The 14,246-nt window shown below is 61.2% G+C and carries 9 protein-coding genes, 4 tRNA genes and 2 pseudogenes; 6 read left to right on the top strand and 9 right to left on the bottom strand.

The genetic code is table 11. From position 1 onward, the window contains the following. Positions 1–334 precede the first annotated feature (334 nt). Both BFP89_RS29505 and BFP89_RS25355 read left to right on the top strand, forming a co-directional pair. Positions 335–529 (top strand): annotated as a pseudogene (locus BFP89_RS29505) (phospholipase); the annotation flags it as partial. A gap of 95 nt (positions 530–624) precedes the next feature. Further along, entirely contained in the window at positions 625–2,364 is a 1,740-nt protein-coding gene (locus tag BFP89_RS25355; RefSeq protein WP_065888193.1) for a dipeptidase, read from the top strand. A gap of 33 nt (positions 2,365–2,397) precedes the next feature. Here BFP89_RS25355 and BFP89_RS25350 read toward each other — a convergent pair whose 3' ends face one another. Continuing rightward, a complete protein-coding gene (locus BFP89_RS25350) occupies positions 2,398–4,053 on the bottom strand; it encodes a M24 family metallopeptidase (RefSeq protein WP_065888192.1) in 1,656 nt (551 codons plus the stop codon). A gap of 81 nt (positions 4,054–4,134) precedes the next feature. Between BFP89_RS25350 and BFP89_RS25345 the strand changes: the two genes are divergently transcribed. Beyond that, positions 4,135–5,616 (top strand): MocR-like pyridoxine biosynthesis transcription factor PdxR, encoded by a 1,482-nt coding sequence (locus BFP89_RS25345; RefSeq protein ID WP_065888191.1) that lies wholly within the window; start codon positions 4,135–4,137, stop codon positions 5,614–5,616. Positions 5,617–5,719: 103 nt separating this feature from the next. On the opposite strand, the gene BFP89_RS25340 is transcribed toward BFP89_RS25345, so the two are convergent. From BFP89_RS25340 to BFP89_RS25325, 4 genes are all read right to left on the bottom strand, one after another. Then, positions 5,720–5,795 (bottom strand) — tRNA-Gly (locus tag BFP89_RS25340). A gap of 3 nt (positions 5,796–5,798) precedes the next feature. Then, positions 5,799–5,874: transfer RNA gene (locus tag BFP89_RS25335), tRNA-Glu, on the bottom strand. A 105-nt stretch (positions 5,875–5,979) separates the two neighbouring features. Further along, positions 5,980–6,055 (bottom strand) — tRNA-Gly (locus tag BFP89_RS25330). Positions 6,056–6,058: 3 nt separating this feature from the next. Beyond that, a tRNA-Glu gene (locus BFP89_RS25325) sits at positions 6,059–6,134 on the bottom strand. A gap of 358 nt (positions 6,135–6,492) precedes the next feature. On the opposite strand from BFP89_RS25325, the gene BFP89_RS25320 reads away from it, so the two are divergent. Then, positions 6,493–7,263 (top strand): hypothetical protein, encoded by a 771-nt coding sequence (locus tag BFP89_RS25320; RefSeq protein ID WP_083208156.1) that lies wholly within the window; start codon positions 6,493–6,495, stop codon positions 7,261–7,263. Positions 7,264–7,380: 117 nt separating this feature from the next. Next, positions 7,381–8,193 carry an alpha/beta fold hydrolase gene (locus tag BFP89_RS25315; RefSeq protein ID WP_065888189.1) on the top strand — a complete coding sequence of 271 codons (813 nt, stop codon included), beginning with the start codon at positions 7,381–7,383 and terminating at the stop codon, positions 8,191–8,193. Between the two features lie 36 nt (positions 8,194–8,229). Here BFP89_RS25315 and BFP89_RS29835 read toward each other — a convergent pair whose 3' ends face one another. The 4 genes and pseudogenes from BFP89_RS29835 to BFP89_RS25300 all read right to left on the bottom strand — a co-directional run bounded on the left by BFP89_RS29835 (position 8,230) and on the right by BFP89_RS25300 (position 12,688). Next, positions 8,230–9,072: a methyl-accepting chemotaxis protein gene (locus BFP89_RS29835; RefSeq protein ID WP_370671234.1), complete on the bottom strand. Its 843-nt coding sequence runs from the start codon at positions 9,070–9,072 to the stop codon at positions 8,230–8,232. Positions 9,073–9,090: 18 nt separating this feature from the next. Beyond that, positions 9,091–9,219: pseudogene (locus tag BFP89_RS29830) on the bottom strand (HAMP domain-containing protein); the annotation flags it as partial. Positions 9,220–10,311: 1,092 nt separating this feature from the next. Then, positions 10,312–11,724 carry an aminotransferase-like domain-containing protein gene (locus BFP89_RS25305; RefSeq protein ID WP_065888187.1) on the bottom strand — a complete coding sequence of 471 codons (1,413 nt, stop codon included), beginning with the start codon at positions 11,722–11,724 and terminating at the stop codon, positions 10,312–10,314. 202 nt (positions 11,725–11,926) lie between these two features. Next, positions 11,927–12,688: an SDR family oxidoreductase gene (locus BFP89_RS25300; protein WP_065888186.1), complete on the bottom strand. Its 762-nt coding sequence runs from the start codon at positions 12,686–12,688 to the stop codon at positions 11,927–11,929. Between the two features lie 228 nt (positions 12,689–12,916). Here BFP89_RS25300 and BFP89_RS25295 point away from each other — a divergent pair, with 228 nt between their 5' ends. Then, a complete protein-coding gene (locus tag BFP89_RS25295) occupies positions 12,917–13,924 on the top strand; it encodes an NADP-dependent oxidoreductase (RefSeq protein ID WP_065888185.1) in 1,008 nt (335 codons plus the stop codon). Positions 13,925–14,246: the final 322 nt, after the last annotated feature.

The raw sequence follows: 14,246 nt of genomic DNA, 5'->3' as shown, positions 1-14,246 counted from the left end.
GCCATCCCTGGCCCAGTGCGGCTAACCCGGCGTCCTGCCGGGTTACCCACGGATTCAAGCCTGCGTTCGGCCAGCGTGGTTTAACGGGGCGCCTCAGATCAAAAGCAGATCAAGATCAAGAGCGGCTCGCTTCGCATCGTGGTTACGGTTGGGCGCTGCTGAGTTGTGTAGATACCTATCCCCCGATGAGGGAGTGTCAGTAGGCGTATTTTTTGACTGAACCACCGCCATCGGGGGCAAGCCCCCTCCCACATTTGAATCCAGGCTACACAGCCATCGCCCCCGCCCTGCCCGGCTCCACCACAAACGACTGCAACGTCGAGACCGTGGCTGCCGGGTCGCGTGGGTCGGCACCAGCAACTGGTTAGGCGGTTACCTGGATAATTCGCGCAATCTGGAGGTGGTGATGCGCAGTGAGGCGATGGCCAGGCGCGTAGGGCAATTGCATGAGCAATTGTGGGACGGGCCCTACGCCAGAGCCTTGAACGTGACTGATGAGTACCCCGCCCCTCACCCTGGCCAGCATTGACCTCGAACACCTGAGTAATGCTAGTGTGTGGAAATGTTTCTGACTTATCCGTCAGAAACACCCTACTCACTGCCTGCAAGGGAATGCCTCCAACCATGCACTTTCCACTGAAAAAACTCGTGACTGCCACGCTGTTCGCCGCCAGCCTTGCGGCGGTTACCACGCCTGCGCTCGCCAACATCACGGCTGAACAAAACACCACGATTCTGAAAAGCTTCGCAGATGCATCCGTCAGCGACTTCCGCAGTTTCCTCGGCACCCTGGCCAAGGGCGACCTGGGCAAGTCCGGTGATATCGCCCCGGCCATCAGCGCCTTTCTCAATGACAAAACCCTGAGCACCGAGCAGCAGAACGAGATCAATCGCCTGCTTGGCATTTACACACGGGTCAAGTACGGCAAGGCGGCGCTGGAAACCTTGCGCGAACTGGTGGAAATTCCGACGTTCAACGTAGACGGCCTGGCGCAGTACAAAAACCCGGAATTCCTCAAGATCGCCGACAGGATCCAGGCCCTGGCCAAGTCCTTCAACCTGAACTTCCGTAACGTCGATAACCGCGTGTATGAAATTTCCCTGGAAGGCAGCGGTGACGAAGTGGTGGGCGTGCATGCCCACGCCGATGTGGTCCCGGTGACGCCGGAAAACTGGGTGCTGAAGGATGGCACCAGGCTGGACCCGTTCAAGGTCACGCTGATTGGCGACCGCATGTATGGTCGCGGCACCGAGGATGACAAGAACGCCATCGTCGTGGCGATGTACGCCATGAAGGTGATCAAGGAAGAAAAGCTGCCGCTGGCGCGCACGTTCAAGCTGCTGGTGGACACCACCGAAGAAACCTCCGGTGACGCCATTCCCTACTATTTCGAACGCAATCCCGTACCGAACTACAACCTGGCGCTCGATGGCGGTTACCCGGTGGTGATCGCCGAAAAAGGCTCGGGCACCGTCATGGCCACTTTCCCGGTGCGCAAGGGTGAAGGCACCGGCGCGGAAATTATCGCAATGACCGGCGGCAAGGCCACCAACCAGATTCCATCGGTCTCGGTCGCCACGCTGGTCAGCGATAACCCGGCTGAACTGGCGGCCGGCCTGCAGCAGGCCGGTAATGACTATGCCAGGCGCAATGGCGGCAATTTCCAGGTGAGCGCCCAGGTTGACGGCAAGAACGTCAAACTGACCGTCACCGGCGTGTCGGCCCATTCTTCGGAACCCGAATCCGGGGTCAACCCGGTGGCACGTATGCTGGAATTGATCCACAGCGTCGATGGCAAGATCGCCCTCAAGCACAACCACATCACGGATGCTGCGCAGTACGCGGCGGACAACTGGGGCCTGGATTACCTGGGTGGCAAATTGGGTGTGGGCTATGCCGATGACTTCATGGGGCCGCTGACCACCTCGCCGACCTTTGTCGGCCTGGATGACAAAGCCTTCAGGCTGGCAGTCAACCTGCGCGCGCCAAAGGGTAAGAACCCGGAGGCACTCAAGGCACAGATCGAGCAGAAACTGAACGCCTGGAACACGCAAGCCAAGGTCAACGTCAACTTCACCTATTCGCTGGACAAGCCGATGTACCGCAATCCCGAGGGCGAGTGGGTAAAAGCTCTGCTGGCGGTGGCCACGGAAAACCTGGGCATGCAGCACAAATTCGGCACATCCGCCGGCGCCACGTCCGTGCACGACCTGCCCAACGGCGTGCAATTCGGCCTGGCGCGCCCGGAAGAGAAGTACACCGGCCACACCGACGGTGAGTTCAAGACTGTCGAGCAGTTCCTGCTGGACCTGCAGATTGTGACCGAAATGATGGGGCGTGTCGGCCAGTTGCCCACGCTCTGATCCATTCTCGAGCCCGCCGCAACGGCGGGCTCTTCACGCCTGCAACATCAGCATGTCCTCAAAGAACCCACCGACCGGTTCGGTGGGATGGCACAACTGGATCTCCAGCACCCAGGCCATTTCACTCGGTGGGATGTCCAGCTCCGCCAACTGTTTGCTCTCGAACAACGCATGGGGAAAATCCGCCAGGCGATGCCCCGCCAGATTGCGTGCCAGCCGCCAGCCCTTGGCCACGGCGCTCTGTTCGGCGAAGTCGTAGAGTTCGCGTCCGGTCAGACCGCGCAGCCAGGCCTGGCGGGTTTCATCGAACACCTGGTGCAGTGCGGTGGTACAGGCCAGGTGCAGGGGCGAGTCGCCGAAGACAAAGGTGTCGCCGTAGTCGCCCTCGTAGCCGTCCCACACCGGGCCAAGATCGACCACCACGATATCGCTGGCGCGCAGCCTGCGCTGGCGATCGATACCTTCACGGGGCGGGCGCACCGTATCGGCGCCAAACCGGATGTAGGTGGGATGCCAGGTGTGCGATGCGCCCATGACTTGCAACTGCGCGGCCGCCATTTCCAGCGCCTGGCCGGTGGTCATGCCGACTTTCAAGCGACTGACAATGGCTGCCAGGGCGCGTATGGATTTCTCACGCGCCGCCAGCATGCCATCCAGGGAATAACGCGGGCCGACTTTTTCCCAGATCGGGTCGAACGCCGGCGGTGCCGTTTCAGCGCTTGACCGACCACTGGCGACAAATGCCTCCGCGACAAACCGATGGCTCGGCAGACCCGCCTCCAGGCACTGGGTTCGCACCTGGCTGAGCATGGCGCCGTTCCCGCAGGCATAGACCTGGGCCACCTCCCAGCGATGCCCATGACTCAATGCTACCTCCTGCACCCTGCCCTCCGATGAGCGCACGGAATGCCAGCGAAACCGTGGATGTTCGAGCGCGGCTTGATCCAGGAAGGCGCTGTCGTAGAAGTCCGCCGAGTGCGCGCCGCCCCAATACAACGTCACCTCGAGATCACGTTTGAGCGCGGTCAGCAGGATCGGCTTGATGCCGGCGTAACCGGTGCCCGTGGCGAACAGCACCACGGCCTCGGCGGCATCGTCCTGCCAGGTACAGGCACCGAACGGACCTTCCAGTTGCAGGCGGTCGCCCACGGCGAGGTCATCCAGGATGCCTTCGGAAAAATATCCGCCGCTTACCCGACGAATCTGCAAAACCAAGCGCCCACCGTCCTCGGCAGGCAGGTTGGCAATCGAGAAACTGCGCGTATCGTCGTGTTCCAGGCAGAGCTTGAGGTACTGCCCTGGCCGCACTGCCACAGGTGCGTCGGGCAACAACACCAACTCGATAACGTCGGGGGCGACTGCCTGCTTGCTGAGTACGCGTGCGCCAAAAGCCAGCGCGGGCGTATCCAATGACCAACCGGGAATTTCCAGGCGCATGTCGGTGCAGGCACGGCTCTGGCACAACAGCATTTCATTGGCGGCCAGGGGGTAACAAGGCGCGGGCGCGTCCGGGGCCAGATGCCTGGCCTGGTACTCGCCTTGGGTGACCACCACCTTGCACGAGCCGCACGCACCACGGCGGCAGGAGAACGGTACGGCCAGGCCGCTGGCAAGCATGGCGTCAAGCAACAGCTCGTCGCCGGCCTCAAAGGTTTTGCCCGAGGGGGACAGTTCAATGACATGCCGCATAGCTGAGGACCCGAGAATGAGTGAAGCCTGATTGTTACGCTAGACTAGGCCCATTAGAACCTCCAGTTTTGGATACTTCAGATGGTCCAGATGCGTAAATGGCGCCCCTTACTCAAGCTCGACGCCGACTCGCCACACGCCTCCTACCGCAAGATAGCCGAGGGCCTGGTGACCGCGATTGTCGAGGGGCGCCTGCCGCCCGGTACCTTGCTGCCAGGGACGCGGGAAATGGCGCAGTTGCTCGACGTCAACCGCAAGACGGTCATCCTGGCCTACGAAGAAGCCTCGACCAAAGGCTGGCTGATCAGCGAGCCGCGTCGCGGCACCTTCGTCAATGCCCAACTGACGCCCAAGCAACTGCCCGGTCATGCCCTGCAATCCTTCGCGCCGCCCATTCTGGCGCAGCCGGTGGTGCCGTATTTCGCCCACAACGCCCAGGTCACCGCGCTGCAGCATCGGCATGACGCGCTGTTTTTCGACAACGGCACCAGCGACCACCGCCTGCTGCCGCAAGCGGTGCTGCATCGTTACTACCGCAACGCCCTGCGCAACAGCTTCGCCTCCAACACCGTACGCTACGGCAGCGAAGGCACCGGCCATCACTTGCGCCGTGCCCTCGCCGAGATGCTGCGCAGCAATCGCGGACTGGCCGTCAACGCCGACAATATCTGCCTGACCCAGGGCACGCAGATGTCGCTGTACCTGAGTGCCAGTTTGCTGATCAAACCGGGCGACGTGGTACTGGTGGAGCGCTTGAGTTACCCGCCAGCGTGGGAAATTTTTCGTCAGTTGGGCGCGCACCTGGTCACGGTGGACATGGACGAAGAAGGTTGCCGTACCGACCAGATCGACCGTTTATGCCGGGAGCACAACGTGCGCATGATCTACGTCACGCCGCATCATCAGTTCCCTACCACCGTCAGCCTGCACGCCGCGCGGCGCCAACAGCTGTTGACCCTCGCTGCGTTGCACGACTTCTGCATCATCGAGGAAGACTACGACCACGAATTCCACTTTAACGGTCGCCCCTACCTGCCGCTTGCCAGTGACCGTTCCCAGCGCCACGTGATCTATATCGGCTCGCTATCCAAGGCCTTGGGCTCGACGTTTCGCTGCAGCTATATCGTGGGCCCCGCCGAGGTGGTTGAAGCCCTGCACCGCAACGCGGCGCTGATGCTGGGGGATGCCGACGCCGTTGCTCAGAAAATGCTGGCCGACCTGATCAATGAGGGTGAACTGAAAAAGCACCTGCGCCGCGTGTCGAAAGAATATCGAGGGCGTCGGGAGACGTTGCAAACCTGTCTGCACGAGTCGCTGGGCGATCGTATCCAGGTGCGCGAGCCCGAGGGTGGCCTGGCGTTGTGGGTGCGTTTCGAGGCTGAAATCGACGTGGATCGACTGGTAAAAGCGGCGCTGGGTCACGGACTGGTGGTGCGCAGCGGCCGGCAGTTCTCGCCGACGGGCCAGCCGGAGAATGCGCTGCGCTTGGGCTTTGCGTCGCTCAATCAGGCAGAAATCCGTCAGGCTACGTTGCGGCTGGCTCAAGCGGTGAATGCTGTTTAGCACCATTGATCGTCCCCACGCTCTGCGTGGGAACGATCAATATTGCTTTCAATAAATCGCAGACAAAAAAAAGCCACTCGTTTGAGTGGCTTTTTCTTTGAATTGGAGCGGGAAACGAGACTCGAACTCGCGACCCCGACCTTGGCAAGGTCGTGCTCTACCAACTGAGCTATTCCCGCAAATGGCGTCCCCTAGGGGACTCGAACCCCTGTTACCGCCGTGAAAGGGCGGTGTCCTAGGCCACTAGACGAAGGGGACACGCTACTGAAACACATGGTGTGTATTCCAGTGCCCAGAGGCCTCATCCGAAGATGGGGTCCTGGTTTCACTCAATGCCGCCCTAAGGCCACACTGCTTGTAAATTGGAGCGGGAAACGAGACTCGAACTCGCGACCCCGACCTTGGCAAGGTCGTGCTCTACCAACTGAGCTATTCCCGCATATGGCGTCCCCTAGGGGACTCGAACCCCTGTTACCGCCGTGAAAGGGCGGTGTCCTAGGCCACTAGACGAAGGGGACACACGTACAACATTCACTCCCTACCGCGTTTCGCTGTGTGCTTTACGCTGTAAGTGGCGCGCATTCTATGGATGGATTCATAGGTCGTCAACCCCCAAGGATAAATTTATTTAAATCAATGACTTCGCCCCGGTTTACCGGCCCGCCCGGGCATTCTGGCCGCCCAAGCCCTGGCGCCTATATTCTGGCGCTCGACAAGGCGCTATAGTTGGTCCAGGCAAATGATGGCAATGTGCAGTCACGCCAGGAACACTTACCTATATAGAAGAAACAACCTGGGCAACTGGTCGAACAGTCCTATCCGCCGGATAGCTCAGTCACTACACTCCACAGCAAACCCCATAAAGAGGTCACACCGGTGACACCACTCATGATCACCCTGCTGGTTATAGCCGGGATCGCAATACTGATCGCCATTGGCTACATGAACCATGTGGTGGAAAACAATAAGCTGGAAAAGCAGCGTACCGAGATCGAGCTCAATGATCGGCTGCGTCGCTGTGGTGAAATCACCGAGACCTTTCCTGGCCAATTGATGACCCCGGCGCTCAAGCTGTTGCTGACCCGCCTGGAACTCAACGTCAACCAGCGCCTGCTGAACCTCAACAAATCCAGCGGCCCGCTCAAGGCGCGGATCGCCGAGCTCAACGCACTGATCGCTCAGGGCGAATCGATTCCGGTGGCCAACCCGCCCGCGCCGATCCAGACCGAAGCCAAGGCCAAGGATGTGCGCTTTTTGCTCGAAGCGTTGCACGGCCAAGTCACCCGCGCGGCCCAGGACGGTTTCCTGCCGGCCAACGAAGCGAAGCACTGGATCAAGGAAGTCCGCCATATCCTGGTGCTGCTGCACATCGAGTTCTTCAACAACCTCGGCCAGCATGCCCTGCAGCAAGGGCAACCGGGCCAGGCGCGCCTGGCGTTCGAGCGCGGCGTACAGTACCTGCGCAAACAACCGGAGCCGGTGCTGTACAGCTCACAGTTGAGAACGCTGGAGTCGCAACTGGCCCGCGCCAACTCCACGGTGTTGACCAACAGCCAGCCAGTCGAAGACGAAGTCAACGAACTGACCGAAGGCCTGAAAGTCGTCGACGCCGATGCCGAGTGGAAAAAGAAAGCCATCTACGACTGATAGCCTTCTGCCTATGTGGCGACGTCCGGTCGCCACGTGCCATCAAAATGCACCTATCCCCCCGCCCCCGACTAGGGTAAAAAAGTGCCCCTCACTCCGTGAAGTTAGAGGCCTGCTATGCCTGTCGCCGTGATTGATGGACAACCGCTGCACTATATCGACCAGGGCACCGGCCCGGTCGTCCTGCTGGGTTCGAGCTACCTGTGGGACCGCAACATGTGGCCATCGCAGATCGACGCACTGTCGCAGCAATACCGTGTAATCGTCCCTGAACTGTGGGGTCATGGCGAGTCGGGCACGCTGCCCGCAGACACCCGCTCCCTTGACGACCTGGCACGTCAGCACCTGGCGCTGCTGGACCACCTGAACATCGCGCAGGTCAACCTGGTCGGTCTGTCGGTCGGCGGCATGTGGGGCGCCCACCTCGCCTTGCTGGCACCTGAGCGCATCAACAGCCTGGTGCTGATGGACACCTACCTCGGCGCCGAGCCGCACGCCACGCGTGAGTATTACTTCTCGCTGTTCAAGATGATTGAATACGCCGGCGCCATTCCTGAACCGTTGCTGGATGTGATTGCGCCGATCTTCTTCCGGCCGCAAATCGACCGCGAATCAGCGCTGTATCAGGACTTTCGCCAGTCACTGCAGGATTTTTCCCGGGAGCGCCTGCTGGACAGCGTGGTGCCCCTGGGTCGCTTGATCTTCAGTCGCGAAGACATCCTCGATCAGTTGCCTCGCCTGGACTGCGACACCACCCTGGTCATGTGCGGCGAACAGGACAAGCCCCGCCCACCCGCAGAAGCCGAGGAAATGGCCAATCTGATCGGCTGTGCCCTGACCTTGATTCCCGACGCCGGGCATATCTCCAGCCGGGAGAATCCGGAGTTCGTCAATGAAGCGCTGCTGACGTTCCTCGCCAACAACGCCTGACTCCGTTCGCCACTGGTCGCGGCGCTCCGGCTGCGATCAGAGGCGGAAGTGCCCCACCATGCCCTTGAGTTCCGCGCCCAACTGCGCCAGCTGGATGCTCGACGCGGCGTTGCCTTGCATGCTCAACGCCGATTGATCGGCACTCGCGCGGATGCTAGTGACGCTGCGGTTGATCTCTTCGGCCACCGAGCTCTGCTCCTCGGCCGCGGCGGCAATCTGCTGGTTCATCTGCTGGATCAATGACACCGCTGCAGCAATGCTGCCCAGGGCGCTTTCGGTTTCCAACGCATCACTGACGGCCAGTTTAACCAGCTCGCCACTGTGCTGAATCTGCTGCACCGACGACTGCGCCGCGCTACGCAAGGTGCTGACCAGGCGTTCGATTTCCTCGGTCGATTGCTGGGTGCGCTTGGCCAGCGCGCGCACCTCGTCGGCGACCACCGCAAAGCCGCGCCCTTGCTCGCCTGCGCGGGCCGCTTCAATCGCAGCGTTCAGGGCGAGCAGGTTGGTTTGCTCGGCGACGCTCTTGATCACACTCAACACCGCGCCGATGTTCTGGATCTCCGCGCTGAGGCTCTCGATACTGGCGCTGGCACTGTTGCTGGAGGTGGCCAGCAGTTCGATGCGCTGCAAGCTCGAGCGCACCACCTGCTGGCCACTGTCGACCTTGTCATCCGCCGTCTGCGCGGCTTGCGCGGCCTCTTCGGCGTTACGCGCCACGTCATGCACCGTGGCGGTCATCTGGTTCATCGCCGTGGCCACCTGCTCGGTTTCCTCCTTCTGGCTGCTGACCTCGATGTTGGTCTGCTCGGTCACGCTGGACAACGCATGAGCCGAGTTGGCCAGTTGCTCGATCCCCGCCTGCAACCCGCTGACCATATGGCTCAAGCCGTTGCCCATCTGCTGCATCGCCTGCATCAGCTGGCCGATTTCATCGCGGCGATTGACCTCCATGCGCCCAGTCAGGTCACCGGAGGCAATCTGCTGGGCCACGGCGATTACCCTGCGCAGCGGCGCCACGATCATGCGGGTAATCCCCCACGCAGCCAACAGCCCCACCAGCAACGCCAGGGCGGATGACCCGATGATGAGCAGCGCGCTGCTGGCCAGTTGCGCCTGCATCGACTGGTCTTCGGCGTCATAGGCCTGGTTGACCCGGCTGACTACCTGATCGGCGCGATCATGCAATTGTTTGTAAACCACTTTTTCCTGCGCCAGCAGGCCGGCGTATTCGCCAAGCTTTTCGCTGAACGAGGCGATATGCCCGGACACCTCATTCAGCACGGTCTGGTAACCGGAGTCCTTGACCGACGTTTTCAGTTGCTCGGCCTGGGCCAGCGCCTGGTCAGCCTGTTCGATCCTGCCCTGCTCGGCCTCGTCCGCGTCGGCCTTGCGGCTCTGATCCAGGCGCAGCCGCGCTTCGTTCATCGCCTGCAGCATCAACCGCGACACCTGGCTCACCTGCCCCGCCTGCTCGATAAATTCGGCGCCGTCCTTGCCCTGGCTCTCCTTCAGGGCATAGGCGCCGTCGTCCGCCAGGCCGGCCTGCAACACATCGAGATTATTGGCCACGCTGGACACCGACCAACTGGCCATTTCCAGGGCCAGGTCCTTGGTCTGGGTCAGTTCGACAAATTCGTCGAACGCCTTGCGGTAGGCGACCAGGGCTTGCTCCACCTCGGTCATGACCGGCACGTTGGCGGCGGACTCGGCCTTGAGGCTGACCGCCAGCGCAGTCAGCGCGTCGACACGTTCATGCAGGGCATCCACCGCCTTGGGGTCGGCGTGCAAGGCGTAATCCTGTTCGATCAGGCGCACCTTGAGCAGGTCGCTGTTGAGCGAAGACATCCGCTTGAGGCCTTCAAAGCGCTGACCCACGGTTTGCAGGGACCCTACGCCGATGGCCGCGACCAATGCCGTCAGCAGCAGCACCAGGGTGAACCCCAAGCCCAGTTTTTTCGCCATACCGAGGTTGGCAAAACGTCGTTGCGCGCCCGAAATCATTGCACTTGAGTCCTCTCACAATGGCAGATGCCATAAACCCGCCTGACCAGCAGCGAGATTGGCAACCACGGGGCACTGAGCACAAGTCATTGGCGTCACAATAATGGCAAAAAGCTACACGCCCGTCGTTTTCAGAATGGTCGAGGTCGATCTGGCAGGCCCCAGGGCACGGAACAGCGCCAATGCTCGCTGATCCGCCGCATAGGCTACGTTGATGCGCAGCCACTCGCTGCATTCACCCTTCGGGTTGAACAACGTTCCCGGTGCCAACAACACACCCAGCCTGCGGGCACACGCCTGCACGCGCGAAGGGCTTTGCGCACCAGGTCGCGCCCACAGGAACATGCCGCCGGCGGGTACCGCAAACACTTGCCATTCTTCATCCTCCAGTACCTGCAGGGTGGCGGCCATTTGCGTATTCAGACGTTTGCGCAGGCGCTGCACCCACTTGCGGTAGGTACCGTTGGCCAGCAAAGTCGCCACCATGGCTTCGGCAAACCGCGAAGTGCCAATGCCCGTCAGGGTCTTGAGATGAGCCAGTTGCGCGATGATCGCCGCACCGGCGCTCAGGTAGCCCACGCGCAAGGCACTGCTCAGCGTCTTGGAAAAACTGGAGACATAGATGACACGATCTTCATGTGGCAACGCCGACAATCGCGTGCAGCTGGCATGTTGCAGGTCGCCGTAGACGTCTTCCTCGATGATCAGGAAATCCCGGCTGCGGGCCAGCGCCAGCAAACGCTCGGCCACCGCGTGGCACAGGCTCGTGCCGGTAGGGTTGTGATAAAGGCTGTTGATGAACAGGCACTTGGGACGATGGCATTGCAGGTGTGCCTCCAGCACGTCGATGTCCGGGCCGCTGCGCGTGCGCGGCACTTCGAGCAAGGTGACCCCGTGAAACGCCAGTTGCCGATAGAGGTTGCCGTAGCCCGGGGTCTCGACCACCACCGTATCGCCCGCCTTGAGCAGCGTCCGAATCAGCAGGTCCAGGGCATGGCTGGCGCCGTGGGTCGTCAGGATGCACTCCAGGCTGCTGGGCACGTGGATCCGGGTCAGGCGCTTGAGCAATTGTTCACGCAGGGCCGGCAACCCCAGGGGCGTGCTGTAGTTGAACAGCCCGGCGGTGTCGGTACGGCTGACTTCGCGGATTGCGTAGTTGATGTCATCGCTCTCGCGCCAGGCGTCCGGTAGCCAGCCGCAGCCGAGCTTAAGCTCGCCCAAAGGGCCATCGGTAAAGCTGCCCCACCCCAGTTCGGCGCCTTCGTGCCACGGGTTTTCCTGAACGACCGCGGGCTGCGCGACCACGAACCCGGCACCGTTTTTCGAGGCCAGCAGCCCCTGGGCCGCCATCCGTTCGAAGGCTTCGATCACGCTGGACTGGCTCAGCAGGTTGTCGAGGGCCAATTGCCGCACGGACGGTAAGCGTGTACCGGGGCTCACCCCATTGTTGCGAATCCATCCCGCGACTGCGCTGATGATTTGCTGCACCACCGGTACTGGGGCTTGTCGATCAATCCCTAAATCCATGAGCCACTCACTTCAACTGTTTGTTATTCAACCCAAATAGTTAAGCACAGAAGCTCAAGAAAGCCCGTCCTAGACAGTTATTAAATCATTGATTTTATTAGATTTTTTACCTAATGATACACATTCAATCACGGCTTTTTGCCAGCTATGGAAACACCCCACGCCACCCCAGCACTTTTCGAACAGGTTGCAGTGTGAAGTCCTAAATCGCCGTGGCACCGCCGTCCACCGCCAGGGCCTGGCCGGTGGTGAAGGCCGCACCATCACTGCACAGATACAACACGGCGCTGGCGACTTCCTCGACCTTGCCGATGCGCCCGACCGGGTGCATCGCCGCCGCAAATTCGGCCTTGCGCGGGTCGGCTTCGTAGGCGCGTCGGAACATGTCGGTGTCGATCACCGCCGGGCACACGGCGTTGACGCGGATTTTCTTTTTCGCGTACTCAATGGCTGCCGACTTCGTCAGGCCGATCACCGCATGCTTGGACGCCGCATAGATGCTCATCTTCGGCGCCGCCCCCAAACCCGCTACCGACGCCGTGTTGACGATGGCGCCCCCGCCCTGGGCCAGCAACAGCGGCAGTTGATGCTTCATGCACAGCCACACGCCTTTGACGTTGACCCCCATGATGGCATCGAACTCATCCAGCGTACCGTCGGCCAACTTGCCCTTCTCGATCTCGATCCCGGCATTGTTGAAGGCATAGTCCAGGCGGCCATAGGCGGCAACGGTCTGCGCCATCAATTGCTGCACATCCGCTTCCAGGGTGACGTTGCAGCGCACAAACAACGCCTGGCCACCGGCTTGCTGAATCAGCGCCACAGTGCCCTCGCCGCCCGCCACATCGAGGTCGGCCACCACCACTTTCAAGCCTTCGGCGGCAAACGCCAGCGCGCTGGCGCGACCAATACCAGCGGCAGCGCCGGTCACCAGGGCGACCTGGCCGGAAAATGTCATGCTCATGGGGAATGTCCTGTGGGATTGATAACCGTGGGTCGATTCTAGCCAACGACGGCAGCGTCGCGTCAGCACTATCAGAAGCCCGGTGGGTGCTGCATGAGTCCTGGTGATAAGGCCATCGGCACGAGTATCAACCCTGTCTATCGGCAAGCATTCGCGTGGCTCGAACAACCTTGCTCGCGGACCGTTCCTTGTCTATGACTGGTACTTCATTTCTAAAGAGTTGCCGCCATGACTGCCCAGACCAACCGCCAGTTCCTGCTCGCCAAACGCCCGGTCGGAGCGGCTACGCGGGACACCTTCACCTACCAGGAAGTCCCGGTGGGCACACCCCGGGACGGGCAGATACTGGTGCACAACGAGTACCTGTCCCTCGACCCCGCCATGCGCGGCTGGATGAATGAGGGCAAGTCCTACATCGCGCCGGTGGGCCTTGGCGACGTCATGCGCGCCCTGGGCGTGGGCAAGGTGATTGCCTCCAACCACCCGGACTTTGCGATCGGCGACTACGTCAACGGCGCCTTGGGCGTGCAGGATTACTTCCTCGGCGAGCCACGCGGCTTCTACAAAGTCGACCCGAAACTCGCGCCGCTGCCCCGCTACCTGTCCGCGCTGGGCATGACCGGCATGACCGCCTACTTCGCACTGCTGGACACCGGCGCGCCCAAGCCAGGGGAGACCGTAGTGATCTCCGGCGCCGCCGGTGCGGTCGGCAGCATTGCCGGACAGATCGCCAAACTCAAGGGCTGCCGCGTGGTGGGCATCGCCGGAGGCGCCGACAAGTGCAAGTTCCTGGTGGACGAACTGGGCTTTGATGCGGCCATCGACTACAAACACGAAGACGTACCCGCCGCCCTCAAGCGCGAGTGCCCCAAGGGCGTGGATGTCTATTTCGATAACGTTGGCGGCGAGATTCTCGACGCAGTGCTCAGTCGCCTGGCGCTGAAAGCGCGAGTGGTGATTTGCGGCGCCATCAGCCAGTACAACAACAAAGAAGCCGTCAAAGGCCCCGCCAACTACTTGTCATTACTGGTCAACCGCGCACGAATGGAAGGCTTTGTGGTGATGGATCACGCGGCGAACTTTGCCGCCGCCGGGCAGGAAATGGCCGGCTGGATGGCCCAGGGCAAGCTCAAGAGCAAAGAGGATATCGTTGAAGGGTTGGAAACGTTCCCAGAAACGCTGATGAAACTGTTCAACGGCGAGAACTTTGGCAAATTGGTGCTGAAGGTCAGCTGACAGGCGCCATTTACAACGGTGGCAGGGGGCTGGCCCCAATGCCAGTCAAGGCTTTTTGTAGGAGCGAGCTTGCTCGCGAAAAACTCACAGGCACCGCGTTTATTCAGGAAGCACGCGTTATCGTTGACGTTTTTCGCGAGCAAGCTCGCTCCTACAGAGGGCGGTGTACGCTTAAATGACTGGTATTAGAGCTCGCCCCACACCACTCCACGATGCGAAGCGAGCCGCTCTTGATCTTAGGCGCCCCGTTAAACCACGCTGGCCGAACGCAGGCTTGAATCCGTGGGTAACCCGGCAGGACGCCGGGTTAGCCGCCCCGCGC

Origin of the sequence: Pseudomonas sp. 31 R 17 (genome assembly GCF_900004915.1) — a bacterium.
GTDB lineage: Bacteria > Pseudomonadota > Gammaproteobacteria > Pseudomonadales > Pseudomonadaceae > Aquipseudomonas > Aquipseudomonas orientalis_A.
This window is presented reverse-complemented; position numbering and strand designations above follow the sequence as displayed.